The 22,713-nt window shown below is 38.0% G+C and carries 17 protein-coding genes; 4 read left to right on the forward strand and 13 right to left on the reverse strand.

The annotated features are described in order from the left end of the window. Nucleotides 1-129: 129 nt before the first annotated feature. The 3 genes from rsmA to AC07UV_RS14165 are packed head-to-tail and all read left to right on the forward strand — an operon-like array spanning nt 130 to nt 3,023. Nucleotides 130-909, forward strand: coding sequence for a 16S rRNA (adenine(1518)-N(6)/adenine(1519)-N(6))-dimethyltransferase RsmA (rsmA, locus tag AC07UV_RS14155; RefSeq protein WP_104383896.1), 780 nt, complete (start codon nt 130-132; stop codon nt 907-909). 1 nt (nt 910) lies between these two features. Further along, complete coding sequence (locus AC07UV_RS14160) at nt 911-2,089, forward strand: FAD-dependent monooxygenase (protein WP_495184221.1); 1,179 nt, start codon at nt 911-913, stop codon at nt 2,087-2,089. Continuing rightward, a complete protein-coding gene (locus AC07UV_RS14165; protein ID WP_495184222.1) occupies nt 2,079-3,023 on the forward strand; it encodes an NAD(P)-dependent oxidoreductase in 945 nt (314 codons plus the stop codon). The genes AC07UV_RS14160 and AC07UV_RS14165 overlap by 11 nt, the downstream gene beginning before the upstream one ends. Here the strand turns inward: AC07UV_RS14165 and AC07UV_RS14170 are convergent. Further along, on the reverse strand, nt 3,020-3,883 hold the full coding sequence (locus tag AC07UV_RS14170; RefSeq protein ID WP_495184223.1) for a UbiA prenyltransferase family protein: 864 nt from the start codon (nt 3,881-3,883) through the stop codon (nt 3,020-3,022). The genes AC07UV_RS14165 and AC07UV_RS14170 overlap by 4 nt on opposite strands. Nucleotides 3,884-4,068: 185 nt before the next feature. Here AC07UV_RS14170 and acs point away from each other — a divergent pair, with 185 nt between their 5' ends. Then, on the forward strand, nt 4,069-5,985 hold the full coding sequence (acs, locus tag AC07UV_RS14175; RefSeq protein ID WP_282252184.1) for an acetate--CoA ligase: 1,917 nt from the start codon (nt 4,069-4,071) through the stop codon (nt 5,983-5,985). A gap of 52 nt (nt 5,986-6,037) precedes the next feature. On the opposite strand, the gene AC07UV_RS14180 is transcribed toward acs, so the two are convergent. The 12 genes from AC07UV_RS14180 to AC07UV_RS14235 form a co-directional block, all read right to left on the reverse strand. Further along, nucleotides 6,038-6,265, reverse strand: a complete 228-nt coding sequence (locus AC07UV_RS14180) for a hypothetical protein (RefSeq protein WP_495184224.1) — start codon at nt 6,263-6,265, stop codon at nt 6,038-6,040. 45 nt (nt 6,266-6,310) lie between these two features. Next, on the reverse strand, nt 6,311-6,742 hold the full coding sequence (locus AC07UV_RS14185; protein ID WP_282252182.1) for a nuclear transport factor 2 family protein: 432 nt from the start codon (nt 6,740-6,742) through the stop codon (nt 6,311-6,313). An 842-nt stretch (nt 6,743-7,584) separates the two neighbouring features. Then, on the reverse strand, nt 7,585-8,904 hold the full coding sequence (locus tag AC07UV_RS14190) for a DUF4302 domain-containing protein (protein WP_282252181.1): 1,320 nt from the start codon (nt 8,902-8,904) through the stop codon (nt 7,585-7,587). A 3-nt stretch (nt 8,905-8,907) separates the two neighbouring features. After that, nucleotides 8,908-10,278 carry a substrate import-associated zinc metallohydrolase lipoprotein gene (locus AC07UV_RS14195; RefSeq protein ID WP_495184225.1) on the reverse strand — a complete coding sequence of 457 codons (1,371 nt, stop codon included), beginning with the start codon at nt 10,276-10,278 and terminating at the stop codon, nt 8,908-8,910. Nucleotides 10,279-10,281: 3 nt separating this feature from the next. Continuing rightward, entirely contained in the window at nt 10,282-11,754 is a 1,473-nt protein-coding gene (locus tag AC07UV_RS14200; protein ID WP_495184226.1) for a RagB/SusD family nutrient uptake outer membrane protein, read from the reverse strand. Between the two features lie 11 nt (nt 11,755-11,765). Further along, nucleotides 11,766-15,392 (reverse strand): SusC/RagA family TonB-linked outer membrane protein, encoded by a 3,627-nt coding sequence (locus AC07UV_RS14205; RefSeq protein ID WP_495184227.1) that lies wholly within the window; start codon nt 15,390-15,392, stop codon nt 11,766-11,768. Nucleotides 15,393-15,645: 253 nt separating this feature from the next. Next, nucleotides 15,646-16,803, reverse strand: a complete 1,158-nt coding sequence (locus AC07UV_RS14210; RefSeq protein WP_495184228.1) for a FecR family protein — start codon at nt 16,801-16,803, stop codon at nt 15,646-15,648. Nucleotides 16,804-16,849: 46 nt separating this feature from the next. Next, entirely contained in the window at nt 16,850-17,377 is a 528-nt protein-coding gene (locus AC07UV_RS14215) for an RNA polymerase sigma factor (RefSeq protein ID WP_495184229.1), read from the reverse strand. A gap of 780 nt (nt 17,378-18,157) precedes the next feature. Beyond that, a complete protein-coding gene (locus AC07UV_RS14220; RefSeq protein WP_495184230.1) occupies nt 18,158-18,463 on the reverse strand; it encodes a hypothetical protein in 306 nt (101 codons plus the stop codon). 837 nt (nt 18,464-19,300) lie between these two features. Next, a complete protein-coding gene (locus tag AC07UV_RS14225) occupies nt 19,301-20,167 on the reverse strand; it encodes a DUF4302 domain-containing protein (RefSeq protein ID WP_495184231.1) in 867 nt (288 codons plus the stop codon). A 10-nt stretch (nt 20,168-20,177) separates the two neighbouring features. Continuing rightward, on the reverse strand, nt 20,178-21,083 hold the full coding sequence (locus AC07UV_RS14230) for a zinc-binding metallopeptidase (protein ID WP_495184232.1): 906 nt from the start codon (nt 21,081-21,083) through the stop codon (nt 20,178-20,180). A gap of 2 nt (nt 21,084-21,085) precedes the next feature. After that, on the reverse strand, nt 21,086-22,702 hold the full coding sequence (locus AC07UV_RS14235; protein WP_495184233.1) for a RagB/SusD family nutrient uptake outer membrane protein: 1,617 nt from the start codon (nt 22,700-22,702) through the stop codon (nt 21,086-21,088). Between the last annotated feature and the right edge of the window lie 11 nt (nt 22,703-22,713).

A 22,713-nucleotide genomic window follows, 5' to 3' on the forward strand; every position in this document is an offset into this window, starting at 1 on the left:
AATGCTTTGAATCAAAAATAGGGATTTTTTTTTAGTATTGAGTAGTTAGATATGAGTATTGAGATGTTGATTAGGCTTTTAATTTCGACTTTTTACTTTATAAAGCTTTTTAATTTCTAATTTTGCATCATGAGTACAGTTAGAGCAAAAAAACATCTAGGACAGCATTTCTTAAACGATAAGAATGCCGCACAACGTATTGTAGAGGCATTGGATCCTAAATTGGGTTTCAGCCAGGTACTCGAAGTTGGTCCGGGAATGGGTGTCCTTTCCGACTTTCTATTACAGAAAGAAGAATATGAGACCTATCTGATCGATGTTGATGATGAATCGATTGCCTATTTGGACGATAAATACCCACAGCTGGGAAAAAGATTGATCCACGGCGATTTTCTAAACCTTGATTTTTCACAATATTTTGGCGAAAAGATGGCTGTCATTGGCAACTTTCCCTATAATATTTCCTCTCAGATCCTCTTCAAAATTTTGGACGAACGTCAACGTGTTGTTCAGATGACAGGTATGTTTCAAAAAGAAGTCGCTGAGCGCTGTACAGCGAAAGCAGGCAGTAAAGAGTATGGAATTCTGAGTGTGTTTTTACAGGCTTACTATAAAGTAGAATATCTCTTTACTGTAAAGGCTGGCGCTTTTAATCCGCCGCCTAAGGTACTGTCGGGTGTCATCCGTATGACCCGCAATGACCGTGAGCAACTGGCCTGTGATGAGAAGCTATTTTGGCGCGTCGTCAAAGCAGGATTCAATCAACGCCGCAAAACCTTACGCAATTCCCTTTCAGGGGTTGTCCCAAAAGATAAGATGTCAGATAATCCGCTTTATGAGCTGCGGGCCGAACGGTTAACTGTAGACGATTTTGTCAGCTTGACTAACGAGATCGCAAATTGCCTTTGATATGAATTTTGCAGATAACACTTTTATTATTGTTGGCGGTGGGATCGCTGGATTATGTGCCGCGATAGGCCTTCAAAAATTGGGTCTTAAAGCCCATGTTTATGAAAGTGTAGCTGAACTTAAAGGTATAGGTGCAGGTTTTGGGCTCGCCGCCAATGCGATGCAGGCCCTAGATCACCTAGGTTTAAAAGATGAAATCAGTCAAATTGGACATTATCTGGGCTCCTATAATGTTTTGGACCAAAAAGGAAATATTTTGGTCGAACCGAATACCAAATCCATCAGCAAAAAATACAATCAGGACAATTTTGCGATACACCGGGCAGACCTACACCAGTTTCTTTTGTCAAAAATCCCCGATAACCAGGTTCATCTTGGCAAACGTGCGACTTCCTTCGAAAGGTTAGGAGAACAAGTTTGTGTTCATTTTACCGACGGAAGCCAAGCTGTAGGAGCTGCATTACTTATTGCCGATGGCGTACATTCACTATTACGTCAACAACTGATACCGGCCTCAAGCCCCCGTTATTCGGGTTACACCTGCTGGCGGGCAACAATAGATAATAGCAGTATCCAGCTCAAAAAAAGTACTGAAACCTGGGGTGCAAAAGGTAGATTTGGAATGACACCCCTTGTTGGTAATCGCGTGTATTGGTACGCCTGTATCAATAGCATACAGCAAAATCCGACGCTAAAAAACTGGACTACGGCAGAATTATTGAACAACTTCAAGGAGTACCACGATCCTATTCCAACGATTCTATCGGAGACTAAGGATGCCGAACTGATCTGGAATGACATTATAGATATCGCCCCATTACAACAGCTTGCTTTTGACAATATCCTTTTGCTTGGAGATGCTGGTCACGCCACTACCCCCAATTTAGGACAGGGAGCCTGTCAAGCAATAGAAGATGTTGCTGTGCTGCTGGACGAACTCAAAACAGCCTCATCCATTCAACATGCCTTCTCTCGATTTGAAATACGTCGAATGGAGCGCGTCAACTATATTACGAATACTTCTTGGCAGATCGGGAAGATCGCTCAATGGGAGACCCCATTTCTGATCGGTATGCGCAATTTCATCATGAAAATCATGCCGAATAGACTCAAGCAACAACAGTTAAACAAGTTACTGTCAGTAGACTTTATGCAAATCAACCGTAATCATGAAAGCTAATATTTTGATTGTAGACGACATCCACGAAATTATGTTGGAGAAATTTGAACAGGCGGGGATTCCCTATGACTACCAACCTGACATTGACCGCCAAGAAACGGAAAAAATCATTGCCAACTACTCAGGCATGGTCATTCGGTCCAAATTTCAGGTAGATAAGCCGTTCTTTGACCTGGCTCCTAGCTTGTGTTTCATCGCCCGGGCAGGAGCCGGAATGGATAATATCGATGATGAAATTGCCGCACAGCGACAGATTACATTAATTCCCGCAAACGAAGGTAACCGGGATGCGGTGGGCGAACATATGATCGGAATGTTATTGAGTCTGATGAATAATCTCAACCGCAGTGATCAACAAGTGAGAGGTGGTCAATGGTTACGCGAAGCCAACCGAGGCTATGAACTTAAAGGTCGTACTGTTGGCTTGATAGGTTATGGACACAATGGCATGGCAATGGCCAAAAAGCTTTCTGGCTTTGACGTGAAGGTACTCGCTTACGACAAATATCGTACGAATTATACTGACGAGTATGCAGAAGAAGCAAGCATGGAAAATATCTATGAGCAAGCCGATGTTATTAGTTTCCATATTCCATTGACCGCCGAAACAAAGGGAATGATTGATGATGCCTATTTATCGAAGTTTAACAAACCTATCTTTTTCCTATTGGGTGCCAGAGGTGGGATTGTACAAGTTCCGGCTGTATTAAACAGTCTTAATAAGGGTAATATTCTCGGAGCGGCCTTTGATGTGCTTCCTGTCGAAAAATTCCCCAAACTTGCTGAACAAACCTGGTATCCCGACCTTATCAGTAGGGATAATGTCATTTTATCTCCCCATGTAGCGGGCTGGACGTTTGAAAGCTATTACAAATTATCAGAAGTTGCTGCAGATAAGATTATCGCATTTTTAGGACAACAGGATGGGGTTTAAATATTAAACAACACTACGATCAAAAATTGGAGTACCAGACTTCCATCTAGTAAGTAAGCATAGTGATAATGCTCCTTGGTCTTGAAGACCGCTAGTTTCAAAAGAGCAAATATCACAAGATTGGTCAGGATCAACCCAATCTTGATTTCCATCAGATATGGAGCAATAAGGATTAAGAGACTATGTAACACCAATAAAGTATAGGTAAGTCTTTTCGCTTTCTGTTCCCCTAACATATTGGGCAATGTCCGCAAATGATAGTAGGAATCCTGTTGAATATCCCGAATATCAAAAGGCAAAGTGCAAATAATCAAAAATATAAATTTCAGCACACAAAGTGCAACAAGTACCCAAGAGTCTGTCCTGTCACCCGTATTGAGCAATTCAACATAAGGAAGTACCACACTACTGCATACCCAAACCAAGGCGATATGGAAGATCTTCGCCCCAGGAATTTGCCGAAGCCCAACTTTGCGATCGTGAAAAGTGAACAGCGGCATCCCGTACAATAAGCTCAATATTCCAATAAAACCTAAAAATAAGAACGAATAAAGATGGATGTCTAGCAAACAGCAACCAAGAACAACCAATGCGATGACATTATTCAGCCACATCACCCACTCGTGGTTAAATATCCAGCGAGTACGGGCAAATTTTGATTCTTTTGGATTTTGGGGTTTAGACCACCATAAGCTAAAATTATAAAGCAATAATGTTGCTGTCCCCTCAACTAAGACAATTGACCAATTGATCGGCCGTTCAAATATGATATAGGTCAATGCACATTGAGCCATAGCAGCCAATGCAATCAAAATATTCGTATAAATGCTGATATAGAATATCTTTCTTAGAAACAACATCTGTGTTTAATCTTGCTGCAATATAACAATCTTGATAGATAAAAGTAGTTTAACATTATATTAAACATCAAATTGTTGATAAAATGGGCAAAAACCGCTAAATTGTACACCGAAATTGAGCTATTAAAAACAATTTCGCAACGATAACTTTATAAATTAAAATAATTCATAATAATCCTATAACAATGAGCCTACAAATAAAATCATTTGAAGAATATCAAAGTGAATATAAGCGAAGTGTAGAACAACCTGAGGAGTTTTGGGCGAGCATAGCGGATCATTTTTTCTGGAAGAGAAAATGGAACAAAGTGCTAAACTGGAATTTTGAGGAACCTAATATCAAATGGTTTGAAGGTGCAAAATTAAATATTACAGAAAACTGCCTGGACCGTCATATTTATGCGAATGGGGATAAACCTGCGATTATTTGGGAACCAAATGACCCGAATGAAGCACACCGCATCCTTTCTTATAAACAATTGTTACAGAAGGTCGAGCAATTTGCCAATGTATTAAAGAACAACAACATCAAAAAGGGCGACCGGGTCTGTATTTATTTACCGATGGTACCTGAACTAGTGATTGCGGTATTGGCCTGTGCGCGTATAGGTGCTATCCACTCGGTTGTCTTTGGTGGATTCTCCGCGCGTTCGATCGCGGATCGTATTGAGGACGCGGAATGCAAATTGATCGTTACTTCCGATGGTAGCTACCGTGGTAATAAAACCATTGGACTTAAAAATATTGTTGATGATGCATTGATGCAATGTGATACTGTAGAGAAAGTCATTGTATTGACACGTACACGCACACCGGTATCCATGATCAAAGGCCGTGATGTATGGTGGGAAGATGAGATCAAGAAGGTAGAGACTCAAGGCAATCCGGCTTGCCCGGCTGAAGAAATGGATGCAGAGGATACGCTATTTATCCTTTACACTTCTGGATCTACAGGTAAGCCAAAAGGAGTTGTACATACCTGTGGTGGTTATATGGTCTATACGGGATATACGTTTATGAATACCTTCCAGTATCAACCAAATGATGTATTTTTCTGTACAGCTGACATTGGTTGGATTACTGGCCATAGCTATATTGTTTATGGACCATTATCCCAAGGTGCAACGTCATTGATGTTTGAAGGTATCCCAACATTCCCAGATGCGAGCCGTTATTGGGATATTGTTGACAAGTATAAAGTCAATATCATTTACACGTCCCCTACAGCATTACGTTCTTTAATGGCTTTTGGAGATCAGTTTGTAGATAAAAACGACCTTTCGTCACTGCGTGTACTGGGCTCAGTGGGCGAACCTATCAACGAAGAAGCCTGGAACTGGTTTAATGAAAAGGTCGGTAAAAAGAACTGTCCTGTCGTTGATACTTATTGGCAAACGGAGAATGGTGGTCACCTGATCACCTCTTTAGCCGGTGTTACGCCAGAAAAAGCAAGTTATGCGATGTTCCCAATGCCTGGTGTACAACCAGCGTTGATGGACGAGAATGGAAAAGAAATTGAGGGCAATGATGTCACCGGAAATCTATGTATCAAATTCCCTTGGCCAGGTATGCTACGTACGACCTGGGGAGACCACGATCGTTGTAGACAAACGTACTTCTCAACCTATAAAGACATGTACTTTACCGGTGATGGTTGCTACCGTAGCCCAGAAGGATATTACAAAATCACAGGTCGCGTGGACGATGTGTTGAATGTATCTGGTCACCGCATTGGCACTGCTGAAGTAGAAAATGCTATTAATATGCATGCTGATGTTGTGGAATCTGCTATCGTCGGTTATCCACATCCGGTGAAAGGCCAAGGCATCTATGCTTACGTTATCGCCAATCACCACACGGATGCAGAAGCGACCAAGAAAGATATCATGGAGACTGTATCGCGTATTATCGGTCCTATTGCCAAACCTGATATTATCCAGTTTGTCAATGACCTTCCAAAGACACGTTCCGGAAAGATCATGCGCCGTATTCTACGCAAGATTGCGGAGGGAGATATCAGTAATTTAGGTGACACATCTACTTTGCAGGACCCTACGGTGGTTGAAGGTATCATACAAGGTGCTGAAGGTCTAAAAAAATAATTTACAATACATTTTAGTAAGAAAACCTCCCATGTGGAGGCTTTCTTATTTTTTATCTCAATTCAACCTGATTGGCGCGGGATATGCGCCCCGGACAGGCACTCCACGCCTTATGCCGGGATTCCATTTTCCCTGTATTTACCACAGCAATCCCCGCTTCCGATGTATTAAACCCTAGGTTATGTTTTCCACACGATGTTAATAACATTGTTGATAACTCATCACCGTCCTTCTCCTTTTCGGAACCGAACAATCTGCCATAACAAAAAAGCCACATCATCACGACGTGGCTAAAAATAAACATATGAATTTAATTAAACAGTTGCTATTTATATGAGTTTACTGAACTCGCGACCTTCCAGCTTCCGGCTTCATTTATTAAAGTAACTAGATCGGTTTTTGTAAATGTTTCGAATTTCATCGTGATGCGTGCCACCATATAATTTTCGGATTCCTCCAGAACCTCCGTATTAGTACTACAGTTCAGTTTTTCACCTTTTTGTTTTTTCAAAAAAGAAATTACCTCTGAACGCGTATTGGTACGCCCAGTTTCGCCTTGAATCTTTTGGCTGAAATCGGAAGCGAATAGGTGCTCAACACCCCCCGACACACCTTCTGTCATCACCGATAGATAGCTATCAATAGCCAAGTCTGCGGTGGATAGGTTCAACGTTTTACCAGGGTTACCTGCAGCCATCGTACATGTTGATACTGCGATCAAAGCGGCTGCTACAAATGTCTTTACTAAAGTTTTCATCGTTATAATTGTTTTTAGTTGTGATGAAGCTATCAGATTTATTCATTTCTTATTTATTGAATAAATCATGATGGTTTCATAATCGTTTCTACTTTATAGTGTTAGTTTTTTATTGTCTCTTTCCTAGTTGTCGCAGGAATATTGATTTTGTTGCAACATTTTCTTCAGTTTCTGATTCAAAAGTAAAACAACTCAGCATGCGATTTTATTACATTTAGACTAACCTTCGGAAAAAGTCGGTGAATGAGGGCGATGGAGCGGTAAAAGATTATGGCGATAGAAAAATTGCACTACATTTAATTGGAGGCAAATTCCTTGTTAAGCGACCTTCATACCTTGGCGATCAAGATGGCTGTCACTTCAGAGGAAATCACTTCGACGCCATGACGTCCATAGCAAAGTAAAGTGTAAGATTGCAGTCCGAAAGCTCGATTTCGCGCTCGGACATTAACATTTCCCAGAGTATCTGAACGATTTAGCCCTGTGTCGGAATCAATTCAACGGACGGCAATTTAACATTTTCTCAGGTCAGAATGAGTTAGTTGCCCTTCAGAATGAAAAAGTCGCCCATTTGTATGGCACAGACTGGACACTTTTTCGCTTAGATAGGCGTCGAAATGAAACAGACAGAGGAGAAAACGATTCCGCCATAGTGCAATTTGAAACATTTTCGCGGCGGAGTCATCCAGGTGGGCTTAAAAGCAATTTTTCCACATTGTTATTAACACGATGTGGAAAACTCAGAATAGAATGCATTCAGCGCCATCGAGCTGCGGTATTAAATACAAACGTCCTGTGATAACACTATTCACTATTATCACAGGACGCAGTTACAGAAAGTATTATTGCAACGTAAATGTCATTGAAACATCAGGTCTATCTATACCTATGATTTTTGCATACAGATTTTTTCCATCAATTACATACTCCAGTTTAAAGCTGCTATTGAGCAGAAAATCGTCAAGCTGGTCCATAATCTTGGCGCTGTATCCTCCAGAAGCAGCTGACCTCTTGGTTAACTTCAATACACCTGTCGCTTCGTCAATAGTATAGTCGTACACAATTGTTGTTGACCAACCACCGCCACAGTTATTTTGACTGGCGAATCCAATGAAAGAAATCCTCTTATTCGCGAGATTCCAAGCCAAACTGATATCACCGCAATTAAAAACATAACCCGTAGCACCATTTCCCAATCCTTTGAAATACCGATTTAAGATATCTGTTCCTTTTGGAGAATTGCCAGGCAGTAATATATTGAACGGTAAATATAATTTAGAATATTTTGTTCCCATCAACAAATGCAGCGGAATTAATGGTTGAACTGAATTTTTTACTTCAAATTTTCTACCATCTGCATCATACGCAGTTAGCTTATCATTATCCCATCCAATTTTTACAATATTAACTTTTCCCGCCTTAAGTGGAGACTCCGCATTACAACCAATGCCATCTAAGGTATAATAAAACTTAGCTGACGAACTCTCTACTTTATTACCTGCTAGAATGGTAGTCGCACCAACTTCCTTGGAATCATTATTAATTGTAATTTGATATTTCTGTCCGTTTTCTTCAATATATGGATTTGAATTTTCAACGAAGAATTTGTTAATCTTTTCAATTGCTTGTGCATACCCTTTACTCGTATACACTTTTGCTTCAGATTCTTTTGCTTTTATCAAGACAAGAGGTTTTTTAAATTTCCTACCTTCAAAAAATAAAGTATCGCCATGAGTCTGGATATAGTCAAATTCAACGTCACTTCCCAGCCCTTTGCCAGCCTGACCTCCAAACACATCTGGATTTGGATCTTGCAACATCGTTAAATAATTATAGGTATCAAATGATAATGTCGCATACATGATTTGCCTGATTCTGTATGTTGATTCTTTGAGCTCAGATGAACTCTGTTCATTTAAATCTGCGACCATTTTTAATCTATCATTTTCCTGAAATTGCATATAAAAGCCATAACCTCCCGAATACTCCGTGCTTAAATAAGCCTTCCAGCCAAAAGGTGCTTTCACTAGGGTGGACTTTACATAAGCGAGAGTATCTGCCACCCTTTCAGTTGGATCACCAAATATTTGATCCACTTCCCGTGGTTTACTACAACTGAAAGCCAGTAATACCAAAAACATTAAATAAAATATCTTTTTCATAATTTAATACTTCCTCAAATTTACTTTACCCATCAATGTTGCATTTGGATCCTTTGTATCTTTCAAGATAAAATATTGTAGATAATCACTAGGATTAACAGTTAAATCAACTTTTTTCCATTCTGCAGAAAAACTCGTACTACCTAAATAATCTATTAAGGGTTGTGTATCTTTCAATACCCAACCTATATTTCCATTATCGTAAATGGCACCTGTTCCTTGTGTCCCAGACTTGGAAATATTAAATGTATTGTCCGCATTCCTTTTAATATCAAAATCATAAGCTGCAGTATAGGTGACGCTATTATCGCCAAAACCGATCCTTAATGTCGCTTTTGTCGCAGAAACAAATTGGAATTCCATTGTTTTCGTAGTCCAGCCTCCCAATTCGTCCAAAATCGCCATAAAAAGATTCTTTTGTTTATTAGAAAGCGTATTTTCTAGGCCCCAAGTACTCCGAATATCCCAATCTAAAGAGTCCAAATAATTATTTCCCAATGCTGTTGCTGCTTCATATCGTGTAGAATGATACTTTTCAGCCATGATACGCTGAAATTCAATCTGCAACTGCGTTACATCGATATTAAAATTCTGAACCATGTAATCGCGTACAATAGACTCCTTCTGTTTAAATTTTGGATAAGCATCCTTGCCACTATTATAAGCAAAGTCATCATAATATAATTGCCCCGCAACAATCAAGTGCGACAGGACTTCCGCAAAATCCTCACCAATTGCTTTTCTCGAATAAGGAGTAATAAAGCCCAATGACCTCGCTTTTGCTTGGGTATTCTCCTGCGCCGTCCAGTTTGAATAATAATCTCCTACACAAACCTTCCCAAACTCACCAGGAATAAATCTCATCTGGTTAAGTATATGCGTAAATTCATGGTGGATAACTTGAAGATTTCCGCTGACTGAATTGGCATTTGTAGCATCAAAATTATTTATTCCGTACAAGGTGATACGCCTTCCTCCATCTGCTGTCCCTCCTTTCACAGACCCATCGACATCATAATCACCTGACCCAAACAAAGCAAATTGTTTTGGTGTATAGGCCTTTATAAATGGTACGCCGCCAATTTTCTTATAAACATCCAAAAATCCATTAATCACCACGTCCATTTGTGGAATTACCTTATCCTCATTGGCCGGCGCTATATTCTTATTGATATCATGCATATTACGCTGGTACCGATAGACAACCTCAATATTGTAAGGATCAGTTAAGTTTGTTTTGATCCACTCGTCAATTTTCCCGGGCACAAACGTATCGTAGTTTTCAATTTTCACATTAAGTTTCTCCTCTTTCGTACAGGAGTATAGACCAGCCAGTAAAACAGCTAGTAGGGTTGCTTTTATAATCGTTTTCATAAATTACCTTGGGTTTTGTTCAACACCTGACAATTTTGCTTCTTGCGGGATCTGGAAAACGCGTCGCGGATCCTCTGGTTTTAATTCGATATAACTCTCCGTTTCATCATTTGCAATGAGGAGATGTCTTACCGTTATACCCTTACGGATAATATCGAACCAACGCAAGCCCATTGACATAAAGCCAACTTGCTTAAATTGTAAGACCGTCTGAATCAGCGCTTCCTTATCATTTTGTAGGTTAAAAAATTGCTTGGATTTTGCTACTGTCACTGCATGATTTGCGGGGTTGTAATTATCAATTCTGTTGCTTGCCATTAAATTCATATCGGCAATACCAGCAGCATTATTCCCTAGTTCCAAATAGGCCTCAGCTCGGTTCATCAGTGCTTCATCTGTAATTAAGACCGGTACCATAAGCATTGGAAAACCCGTATTTGCAGTTGCATTTGTCACATACCAGAATTCTTTCCAGATATAAGTTGTATAATGCGGGGCACCATAGGATACTCCGAAATTATAAAACTTGGCTCCCGCTGCAGTTTCGCCATTATAAATATTCTGGAAAACATTGATACCCATTGAATAACGATTATCCCACCAACGCTGATAACCACTATAGGTTTCATTGATCAATAAGCTATAGGGCTGATCTGCTTTGGAAAAAACATTATGCACTTCTTCAAAGGTCATCTTTTTAAAAGTGGAGTTATATGGAATCAATTTTCCTGCGAAATTTCCCCCTGCGAAAATTTTGTTAGCATTGTCTACCACTTTTTGCCATTCACCGGTAAACAAATAAAATCTTGTTGCAAACGCGTGAGCAGCGGCGGGTGTAAAATGGTATTTAGGTACATTCCACTCTGCTGGATTTGCATCCAAAAGAGCTAAACCTTCTTCCAGATCCTTCCGAATATTTTCATAAACGGATTTCACTGTCCCGCGGTCATACTTTTTGATAACTACGGTCTCTGGTTCCGTCACATAAGGAATACCTGGTGATGTATTGCTCTCAGGCTTCTTGTAGTCATATACTTTCGCAAAGAAATTGACCAACATAAAATGTGCATAAGCCCGCGCGACTAATGCTTCGCCTTTGAAGGCTAAAATATCATCGCCAAAATTATTGGATTCTATCGCAGCTAGCGCATGATTGGCAGCGGCAATAGCTTCATAACAATTGTTCCAATAACTATTGGGGCTATCAGTATCGCTATTATTGATATCTTGCCAACGATACAGGGAAGGCACCGGTTGATACAATCCACCAACGCCTTTATCTTCCACATTATCCGAATATGTTTCAGACATCGCTAAGTAATTACCGAACGGATAAGCCGATGTGATCAGTCGCTTGACTTTATCAACCGTATTGATTTCCGCTCGCATATCTGGTTGCTGATCCAGGTATTTACTGCAACTGCTCAATACCAGCGCAGAAGAAATAAATAAATATTTAAGGTGTATGAGTTTCATAATTTAATCTTTTAGAATCCTAATTTCACAGATAAGGTCACTTGTTTCGGAACTGGTAGCGCTACACCACCATTGCTATAAAATTCTGGATCAACTCCATTTAGCTTTTTATCCGCGTATATTAACCACAGATTATTACCAACAAGATTTACTTGTGCTGTTCTAAATTTAATTTTATTGACGACAGATTTGGGAATATTATAACCTACAGAAATTTGTGATAAACGGAGATAATCACCCTTTGCAACCCGTTCAGATGAATAGTTATATGCATTGTAGGAGTAAACAGATGCTGTACGATCACCAACTGCATTCTTAATATCAAATTCTGCTGTTAATCCATCCAGTGTAGATGGGATCACAGTTAGGTATTCATCGCCGTGATAAATAAAGCGATTTATCAGCTCTCTTGACACATTGTACATATCCAGGTAGGCTGGTGAATAGTTAGGTTGTAAACGAACCATATTACCTAAACCAAATTTAAGCAGAAAGGATAAGCTAAAATTTTTGTATTCCAGTCGGTTGTAGTAACCACCAGCGAGCGTAGGATCCACTGGTCCCTCATATTTCAGGAAGTTCGTCTGATTATCTTGAAACCAAAAATAGGTTTCACCAGGCGTACCATCCGTACCAATATAGGTGGGATATCCTCCATTAGCTGCCAATTTATCAAAATCCAAGGAATATAAACCTCGATGCGGCATACCAATCATTGCTCCACCCTCACCCGAAATCAAATCCCAAATATTACGGGTTACATTCAATTTCGTAATTTTCGTTTTGTTAAAGCCCAATGTAAGCTGGGTACGCCAAGTAAAGCCATCCGGATCTCTAAATGGGTATCCCCCAACTTGAATATCAACACCATGTCCCTTCATATCCGCATAATTGGCTAATTTTTCAAATTGTCCACCAATCCCAGAGGTACGAATCGGCCCTATTAAATCAAATATATTACGTCTGTAATAATCAAAATTCAGATCAATGCGATCATTTAAGAAACCCAAATCGGCACCAACATTAAGCTCATACATCTTCTCCCAGGTCAACTCAGAGTTTTCCAAACCACTTATGTTAATCTTACCTTCTTTTTCTCCATCATAAGGCCTGTAGGTAGCGACATTATAAAATACAGCGGTTGAATTAGATGCATTCCCCATATTGGCGACTAAACCATAGGTTCCCCGTAATCTGGCACGCGAAAGAATTTTATTGTCTTTATTAAAAAAATTCTCTTGATTAATATCCCATGCCGCCGATAAGTTCCAGGTCGGCAACCATCTTGCAACATTGGTTCGACCCATTTTATTCGATCCATCATAACGGGTAGTGAAGTTAAATGAATACTTATCTTTATAGTTATAAGCACCTCTCAACGCATAAGCCAGTTTACGATCATAGGTATAATTCATCGCGAATGGTGTACCGCCAGATTCAATTTGTTTTTTATAATACCGATATGCCGGTAAAACTAAATTGCCATTGCCATACTCTATTCCCGGACCATTAAAATCATGACTCTGTTTATCCGCATATTGGAGTTCATATGTTCCAAACAAATTCACTGTATGGTCATTCCATTTTTGATTGAATTCCAAATTATGACGCATATAATAACTGATCATATTATTATTTGCCAAATTGAAAAAACCTCCACTTGGAAGAATAACATACTTATCTGTATTTGGAAAATCAGGGTCAGCATATAAAAAACGATTTCCGCCATTCACCGTTTGATCTTGATTTGCCCGATATGCTTTGGAAAGATTGGCGTTCTCTGTGATCATGTGCTGTCTTTCGGAATTATAATACCGATACATTCCATTAGCAGAGTAGGTTAGTGTAGGAAGTATTTTATAAGTAATCCCCCCTTGCACTTTAATATCCATTAATTTGAGTTTGATGTAATTATTATCGAGCTCATTTAAGATATTGAATGGAGCATAATCCCGTGTAAAATATTCCCGATCGCCATTTTCATCAAACGGGGTAATAATACGGCTGGTATTTAAAGAATATGAGTATGGATTGATATCGAAATCCCGGGAATAGCTACCATAAACCGCATCAGAGTTACGATTTAGGGTACCTGGTGTTCGTTGATCCCGAATATTCCCCTGAAAAATAAGCTCTGTGCTGAGTTTATCATTGATTTTGTAATTGTTTCGAATATTAGCTGTAAAACGCTTAGCTTGGTTACCAAGAGTGTATCCCGGATCATTCATATAACTGGTCGAAGCATAGGTCTGTGCTTTCTGTGTTCCTGTACTCATACTTAATGAATGGTCATGCACGAAACTGTTCTGAAACAATAAATCAAACCAGTTTGTATTTACATTTGCATAGCGCTGCAAAAAATTATAACGCGAAGGTGCATCATTTCTAAGTTTAAACGAATCCGTTTTTGGATCATATTCGTACATTAAATTGTACATTTTGGTAAACACACCACCGGTTCCGGCTCTTGATACCTGAGAGTGGTTCAGGTAACCCTTATTTTCCATATCAATGACCAACTGCATCTGCTCGGCAGAGTTCATGATATCAAATTGATTATAATTGGGTTTGATATAAGTGGTATAATTACCCGAATAGCTAAAATGAGTTTGGCCTTCTGTATTCTTTCCTTTCTTTGTATTAACTACGACAACACCGTTCATGGCTGCTGCACCATACAAAGCCGTAGCCGCCGCATCTTTCAAGACTGTAATGGATTCAATATCGTCCGGATTTAAACCGGCAACGGAAGAGCCCAATAAGGTATTTGCATCCCCTGTTGACAAAGCTTCGTTTGAGATATTGACAGCTTCGTCCAAAATAACGCCATCGATTACCCACAATGGTTTGTTATCTCCCGTAAGCGATGTCGCGCCACGCACCCTAATTTTGGGTGCGGCACCAAATGTACCCGATACGTTTTGAACGGAAACACCCGCTGCTTGACCCTCTAGCATACGCGATACGTCTGGAACTCCAGCACGTTCTGCTTCCTTCGCATCTATTCTAGAGGCGGCACCAGTAAACAATTTCCGATCAAGATTTTGGTATCCTGTTGCAACTACATTCACCTCCTCCAGTGTACGATCTGCTGGTTCCAGCGTGATATTGATATCTTTTTTTCCTCCAACGGCGACTTCTGTACTCACAAAACCAACATACCGAATCACCAAGGTGGCATTAGATGAAGCGTTAATTTTAAAATGACCAGCTTCATCCGCTTGAGTAGAAATTGATGTTCCTTTTACAGTCACTGTAGCTCCACTCAACCCCTTCCCATTTTTATCTTTAATAGTACCTGTGACAGATTGTTGCTGAATCTCTGTAAAGCTGCTGTTACTAATTTTTGAGTTGCTATTGACAGAAATCGTATTGGCAATGATCTTATATTCAATATTATTATTTTTTAATACTGCATTTAGTGCTTCTTCTACAGAAGCATTCTTGACATTGACAGAAATCCGCGCTTTAGCGTTCAAGTTCTCACTGTACAGCACACGTAGGTGAGACTGTTTGGAAATAGCAGACAGCGCTTCTTCAATTCGTGCATTTTTCATATTTAAAGTGACTTTCTGAGCCGTACCTTTCGCATGTACGCCTGTCACAAATGCAAATAAAAGACATGTACTAATTTTCATAATACGTAGGGGTTTGCAAAATCGCGGATCTTGAGGGATCAAGAACCACTTTTTGCCAAATGGTAAGTTATTCATACATTTACATGTTTGTGGTTAATTGGGGTTTTTAATTGTTACTTCTAATTTAGACCTGGTTATCACATCTTTTCTGAACAGGGATGCGCCAACATTCCTGTTCTCTTTTATTAGGTCATTTGGTTTAGTTATTAATTTATCATAAGCATTTGGTATTGGTGAAAACTCTGTATAATTTTTAGTTTTTTGTCTCGATAGTCAATTTTTTACCATCCACATCAAATTTTAGGTCACTAACATAGGACAACATCTCCAGGACCTGCGATAGTTTGACATCGCGCTCAATACTTCCAGTATATTCTTTATCCATCTGTACATTTCCTCTAAATTTCACATCCAAATCGTACCATCTTGATAATTGATGTGCAATATTCACAATTGTTTCTTTTCTAAAATAGAACTCATTGTTATGCCAGGATAGATCTTGCTGTAAATTCGCTTTTCCCTTTATCAGACGCCCCTTGGAGACGGCCGCATATTCTCCCGGTGAGAGGGCAACATGCTGATTATCTTGCCATACTTCTACCCGTCCCTCCGCTAATGTTGTACGCACTAGATCGGTATAGGAATTCACATTAAAATGTGTCCCCAATACCTTAATTTCATTCCCTTTAGATTCTACTATAAATGGATGATCTGGATCATGTGCTACTTCAAAATAGGCTTCTCCATCTAAAAAAACCCTTCGTTCAGTAGTCGAAAATTGGGAAGGAAATTTCAATTGGGACAACGCATTTACCCATACTTTCGTTCCATCACCTAAAGTCATTTTATAAAAACTAGCCTTTGGCACAATTAGCAAATTGTACTGAGAGGGAATCGGTTTATCAATATCTTTCACGATTAATTCGCTACCATTACCGATCAAATTATTGTTTTTACTCAAGGTTTTTGTTGAATCTCCATTTAGCGGCACGTTCGTTCCATCGGCCAATACTAAAACTGCTCCACTTGTCGCTGGTGCAATATCTTGCTTTTTATTAATAGCGACATGTATTCTTTCAGAATGACCTTGCGAAAACTTGGCTTTCCAGAATAGGAAAGTACCCATTAGAAAAATAATTGATGCAGCTATTCCTAACGACCATTTCCCAAATGGCTTTATGGTTTTGCGATTTTTATTATTCAACTTATCCCATGCCTTATTCGAATCCAATTGCCGAATAATGGACAAATCTTCTTCTATGTTTCTCGCATCACGAAATGATTCCAAAATTTGTCTATTCTGTGCATTAGCATTCAGCCATTCGTCAAGTTCAATTTGCTCTTCTATAGTCAATTGGTCACTAAGGAACTTTCGGATAATGCTCGCAATATGTCCTGTGTTTTCTTTCATATATTATACTAAAGAAACGCAAGACGGAAAAAGGGGTGACAAGAATTTAAATATTTTTTAACAAAAAAATAACAAGAGGGAGAAATTCAGGGTTTAGGCGCTTTAGCAGCATTTTCATGCCGCGTTGTTTTTGTGTTTTTACAGTATTAATACTAATCTGTAATTCTTTCGTAATCTCCAGATTGGATAAACCTTCGAGATATCCCAATCGAAAGACTTGCTGGCAGGAGGCGGGCATTTGTTCAATGATTTTGTATATCTCTTGAATAACTTCACTATGAATCATGTTTAATTCAAGTGCTGTATTATCTTCTTCGCTAAAACCAACTACATTCCAATACTTTTGTCTTACTTTTTCGTGCCGAATATGATTATAACAAGCAAAACGGACAGAACTATAGAGATAATTCTTTATTGCAATATCATTGGAACTAACCTGATCTGTATTCTTAAAATAAGCAATAAATGAATCCTGTACGAGATCCTCTGCTGTGGTGAGATCTCCCAATATCTTCCAAGCAAAATGACAAAGCCCGTTATAATGTGTCTTGAATAATATTTCTTCCTTTTGCATAGTTTAGATTACATCGATATCCGCAGTACTATTGCATTTCATAGATACTATAGTTTAGGATGTTAGGTACAAGTGATCACAGATTCAAAATAACTGTGTCATAAAAATGACTAATATTTTTTATTATTCACAAAAAATATATTCCAAAATCCAATTTTTATCTATTTTACGTTCCAATAATTGATTTATACCAGAAATAAAAACAAAAAGAAATCGCATTAAGGTTATTAAAAACAAAATATTTACAAAAAGTTGAGGAATAAATTATCAATGAAAAAATATCAATCATTTGGGATTTGATTGTCACAAAACATTAGCGAGACATGTCACTTGCACAGTCTCACTAGTCGTAAGACATCCTATTTTAGGATATCTGAAATAAATATTTTATTTATAATTTGGCCGCAAAGGTCTTTTTTTCTATTATCGACCAATTCCCCATGCTAGCTGTACATAGAAACTTGCTAATCTATCTGAAGGTATATTTGTGGCTTTTGCGCCGATAATCTTCCATTCATTTTTTGTTATGGAGGATTTATAGCCAACTCTACATTCGGGGTAAAATATTGTTCTGTTTTTATTCATTGACTTCAGTGTAATATTGAAATCTACAATCACTGCATTATGCTCCATTTGAGTCTGATTAGATGCGGAAGTTAGGAAGTCATCAAATGAACCAGACTGATTGTGTTTTTGAATTGTAAAAGTGGACCATTGGCTCCCAACACCGAGCTGTGGACTTACTATTAGATTGCCGGCATGAACCGCATTGGTTGCAACTTATACGATGATATCCCCAGTGTTCAGTGTATTATCTTTCTTACTATTTGTGGATAAACTAAGACTGCCTCCGATTAGAGTTTGTTTGATACGGTAAGCTACGCCTGCACCAGCATTCCACCCAAAGCCTGGAAATTTTCCAACCCCTTCTTGCCTTAAGATTCTATTCAGATTACTCGCGTTGTTAAATTGAATTCCGCCGAAATAGATCACTTCAACCGGTAAATGCTTAATTTTATTCTCTTTTTCTTGCGCAACTAGGTTTGTAGCACATAGGGATAATACTACGCTTACAATATATTTCATAAAATTTCAAAAAATGTTAGTTTAAATTATATAGAATGCTCTACAACGTTCATTAACGAATGACATTTCAGAACACTATTTTATTACATTTTTCGGAAAGAAATTTTATAATTAATAACATGCTACCAAGATATAAGAACCAGCATCATACGTACCTATCATGTTTATAAACTGAAGCTATTTATTTGATTTAGTTTGTCTAGTCCTCCCATCAATAAATGTTAGGGTCAAACCACCAAGGATTATCCATACAAATGCTGACGCCATCCAACCTGAAGTATATTCTCTAACTTCATCTCGAAAATAATAGTCTGTGCATTCCTGACCAATAATAATAACAAGCATTGTTAGACAGTATCCTAAAAATAGCTTATAACGACTTTTTATAATTAACATCTTTCTAATTTTAAACACCAAGTTCCTTACATTATCTTAATACATTCTTTTGAGAAAGAAAATTCTTTGTATTCACATAAAGAAATTTTCACCAAAAAATAACAAGAAGACGCTAATAAAATTGCAAAATAAGGTTACGAAAAATATAGGCTTATTTTGCTTTTTCACAAAAACGTGGTAAAAAGAGATCCCGATACAGATCAATATTAAAACTAATATAGGGATTGTAAACAATTCAACAATAACACCAATTACAGTTTCTATATTTTCAGGTATTGTAGAAATGAGGTAAAAATGAGCTATTAAAAGCAACACATAAACTAAGCTACTTATTGAACCAATTAATACTATTTTTAAGTTTGAATCATTCATACTTTAAGAATGAAAATAGCTCCTCCATACAAGGACGGAAGAGCCATTAAATAAACATAAACAATTAAACTATCCCATTGGAATATATTTCACAGTCTTTTCTGGATTTTCAAAATATCCATTTGGGTAGGCGGTGGTTGCATTAACATAAGTCATTTTTTTAACCTTCACCCCTTTTATCGAAAATTCCTTATAAAATTCTAAACCAGTTTCGGTATATACGTATGCATACACATTCTCATCTTCTGGATCGTCAAATACAAACGCTCGTTTTAAATCAGAAGGAGGAAATGCGTCATAGGACTTCCCTGCCACCTCGACAGCATACTCTTCAAAAGCATCAAATTTTGCTGCATTTTGTTGCATTTTCTTTGCTAAGATTGCAATATCTGATTTTACGGGTAGCATTACAATTCTATTCATGGTCTTACGTCCTTGAAGAACTACTGAATCGGCGGTCGCTTTCAATATCAGAAATTCGAAGTCTCCTTTTGTACCGCTATCAACAGCACCTTCATCCGTATAATAGCCGGGAAGTCCAAAATAATGAATCACCTCATTATAGGAGTCAAATGTAAATATAGGACCAGCTCCAGGATACACCTTATAGCTACTCGAAAAAACGGCATAGGGTTTTGGTCTCCACCCCTCTATTGTATTATCATCAATAATAGGTATATAGTCACTTTGAAGATCTACTTTTTCATCTGAGGTGAATTTAGCAAACAAATTATAACCACCGAATTCAAGATCAGCACTTGGATAATATTGCATAATCCAGCCGTCCGATTGAGATTTTAAAACTTTGTAAGCGTTATCAACACTTAGATTCAGTCGTTCAGTCGGATTATCCTCAAAGAAACGATCACGTTTTTTGTCACAACTTGTTAATACAACAAGTAATGAAAATATTATATAAAATGAATTATATTTCATAATTTGTGTTTTAAATGGTTGTCTGATCAAAATTATCCAATTTTGCCATTCTATCTAGAATATTCCCACGCAGAGTATCCATATCAATTCCCCAAGCATCCTTCATATATGTTTTCACTATATTAAGTTTACGCGATATAATGGCTCTACCAGCATCTGTCGCATCCTTCACTTTTAATCTAGCATCAAAATCGGCCTGACTTCTAGAGACATAGAAAGAAAATAATTCTGCAAAGTCTTCTTCCGGTGAATTTGATGCGTAAGGAGATACATAACCTGCTGCTACTGCTAAACCTTCTTTTCCAGGCGGATAGATTGTATTCCAAGAATCGTTGACATATGTCGTTCCTGTAATTGCGGCAAAATCAGTAGGAAAAGGTTTTCGTTGATTTAGGATATGCTGAAATTCATGATGAATTGTTTTAAAAAATCTGTCATTCAAGAAAATTGGATCTTTTCCAGATGTAGCATTCAAATTCAATAAATCATACAAAGTCATCTTCGCTCCATTTTCAGCTGTTCCCAGTACCACTGTTCCATTATTTCGAACGGCAACGGAACCAATAAAATTTAATATTTTAGGAAAATTTGATCGGAGAAATTCTTTACTACCTGTAATATCATTATAGGGTTCAAAACCAAGATATTCAATTAATTTCACTAACCTTACAGACGATTCATAGGGTGCAGGCACAAGATGGTAATCCAAATCAGATTCTCGATCGACGTACTTGTACAGGATATCAACATTGTACGGTTTTATAAAATGACTATAGATATATTTATCTAAATCATTCTGTTCGATTTTAGAGTCAACAAATACACTATTGGAATCTAGTTTATCCTCCTTTTGACAAGAATAAGTAAAACTAACCAATAATAGGCCGCCATAAACAATATTTCTTATTTTTTTCATTTTTATCTCGGATTTGGGGTTAAGCCTGCACTAATGACATCCATAGGTAATTGAATAGCTCTACGTTTATCATTTGCCTTTAATACATTAGAAGAAACAGAACCAACTTTGCCACCGGACATTGTCCTCCTATTTACCTCAATACCATATCTCTTAAGATCAAACCATCTTAAACCTGTGTGCAACGTTTGGATGCGTCGCATAAATAATACAGCATGCAACATATTTTCTTGTGTTCCTGTTTCAATTTGATAATCTTTATTATCGAATTTTTTCTTAGGTGTTGGTGCTGTAGGAGTATAATATGCAAAATGGTTTGCCCAATCATTGACTAGATCTACAGTCATATTAGTCGCAAAGTTGACTGTATTCCCTGCCCATAATTGCATATCAGACAATGCATCTGTATACTTTTTCAACTGAATATTTGCTTCCGCACGAGTTAATAATGCTTCTTCTGATGTGAATTCTGTAATTAGTGCTCGCCAATATCCGATTCCTGCTACAGGATCTGTAACTTCGGCTAGATAAGCAGTATGAGGTAGCAGTGTTTTATCCAAATTGGTACCGCCATACACATACGCCCTAATTCTATAGTTTGCTGAATTATGAGCTGTTCCACCTGCATCAATAAGAGGCCAGTAGCTTTTAAGCAGATAGGGAGGAATTGTAAAAAGTGTTTCCTTACTAGCAATAAATCCATTATGATTAAATCTTGAATTATCATAGAAGGCACCGAAAGTACGACCTATAGCTGAATATGAAGTCAGAACCAAATAATTAGCTTTCAGAGAGCTAGAATTATATTCCCGAGCTGTATTTGAATAAACCGCGGCGAAAGCTGCTACTTGCGCATAATTTCTCAATGATTCAGTCGGGTTACCTAATGCTTTCGAAGCGTAATCAGCCGCTTTCTGCCATTCTCCCATGTAAAGATATAATCTGGCTCCAAAAGTATAAGCTGCCGCTTTATTAAAGTGATATTTTGCTGCAGAACTACTCGCAAATTTTGAGTCATCTATTAATGGAATGCCTTCTTCCAAATCTTTTACTGCTAATTCATACACTTCTGCCACAGTATTTCTCTCATACTTAGGACTAAGTGTTGTTTCTGGTTTAAGCATATAAGTAACTCCTAAATCTGTTTTGGAAGTTGATTTATTGTAATGTAAACCAAAGATATTGACTAACATAAAATGATTGTATGCCCGAGCCACAAGTGCTTCTCCCTTTTGTGCTTTTAAAGCCTCAGGATTTGGAGATTCGGCAATTGCGGCTAATGCGGCATTACAACTAGCAATTGCAGAATAAGAGGCCTCCCAAAATTTATTTGCACCATCATCGTCATTTTCAGTTTGATCTTCCCAGTTATATATTTGTTCGAGAATTCTACTGGAATAAGGATTCGTAACACCATAATCGTCTGTGTTATCTGATGACAGTTCGGCCATGGTTCCATAGTTACTTTGCGGATAAGCAGAAACTAGCATTTTTGCTATTTTCTCCGTATTATTTAGTTCCGCACGGTTATCTGGTAATTCATCTAAATATTTATTACATGAAGATGCCAATAAAATAACACCAGATAACATCAGTATATTAAAAAATCTTTTTTTCATTGTTAGAAGTA

This window comes from Sphingobacterium sp. GW821-FHT03E03, assembly GCF_059420745.1.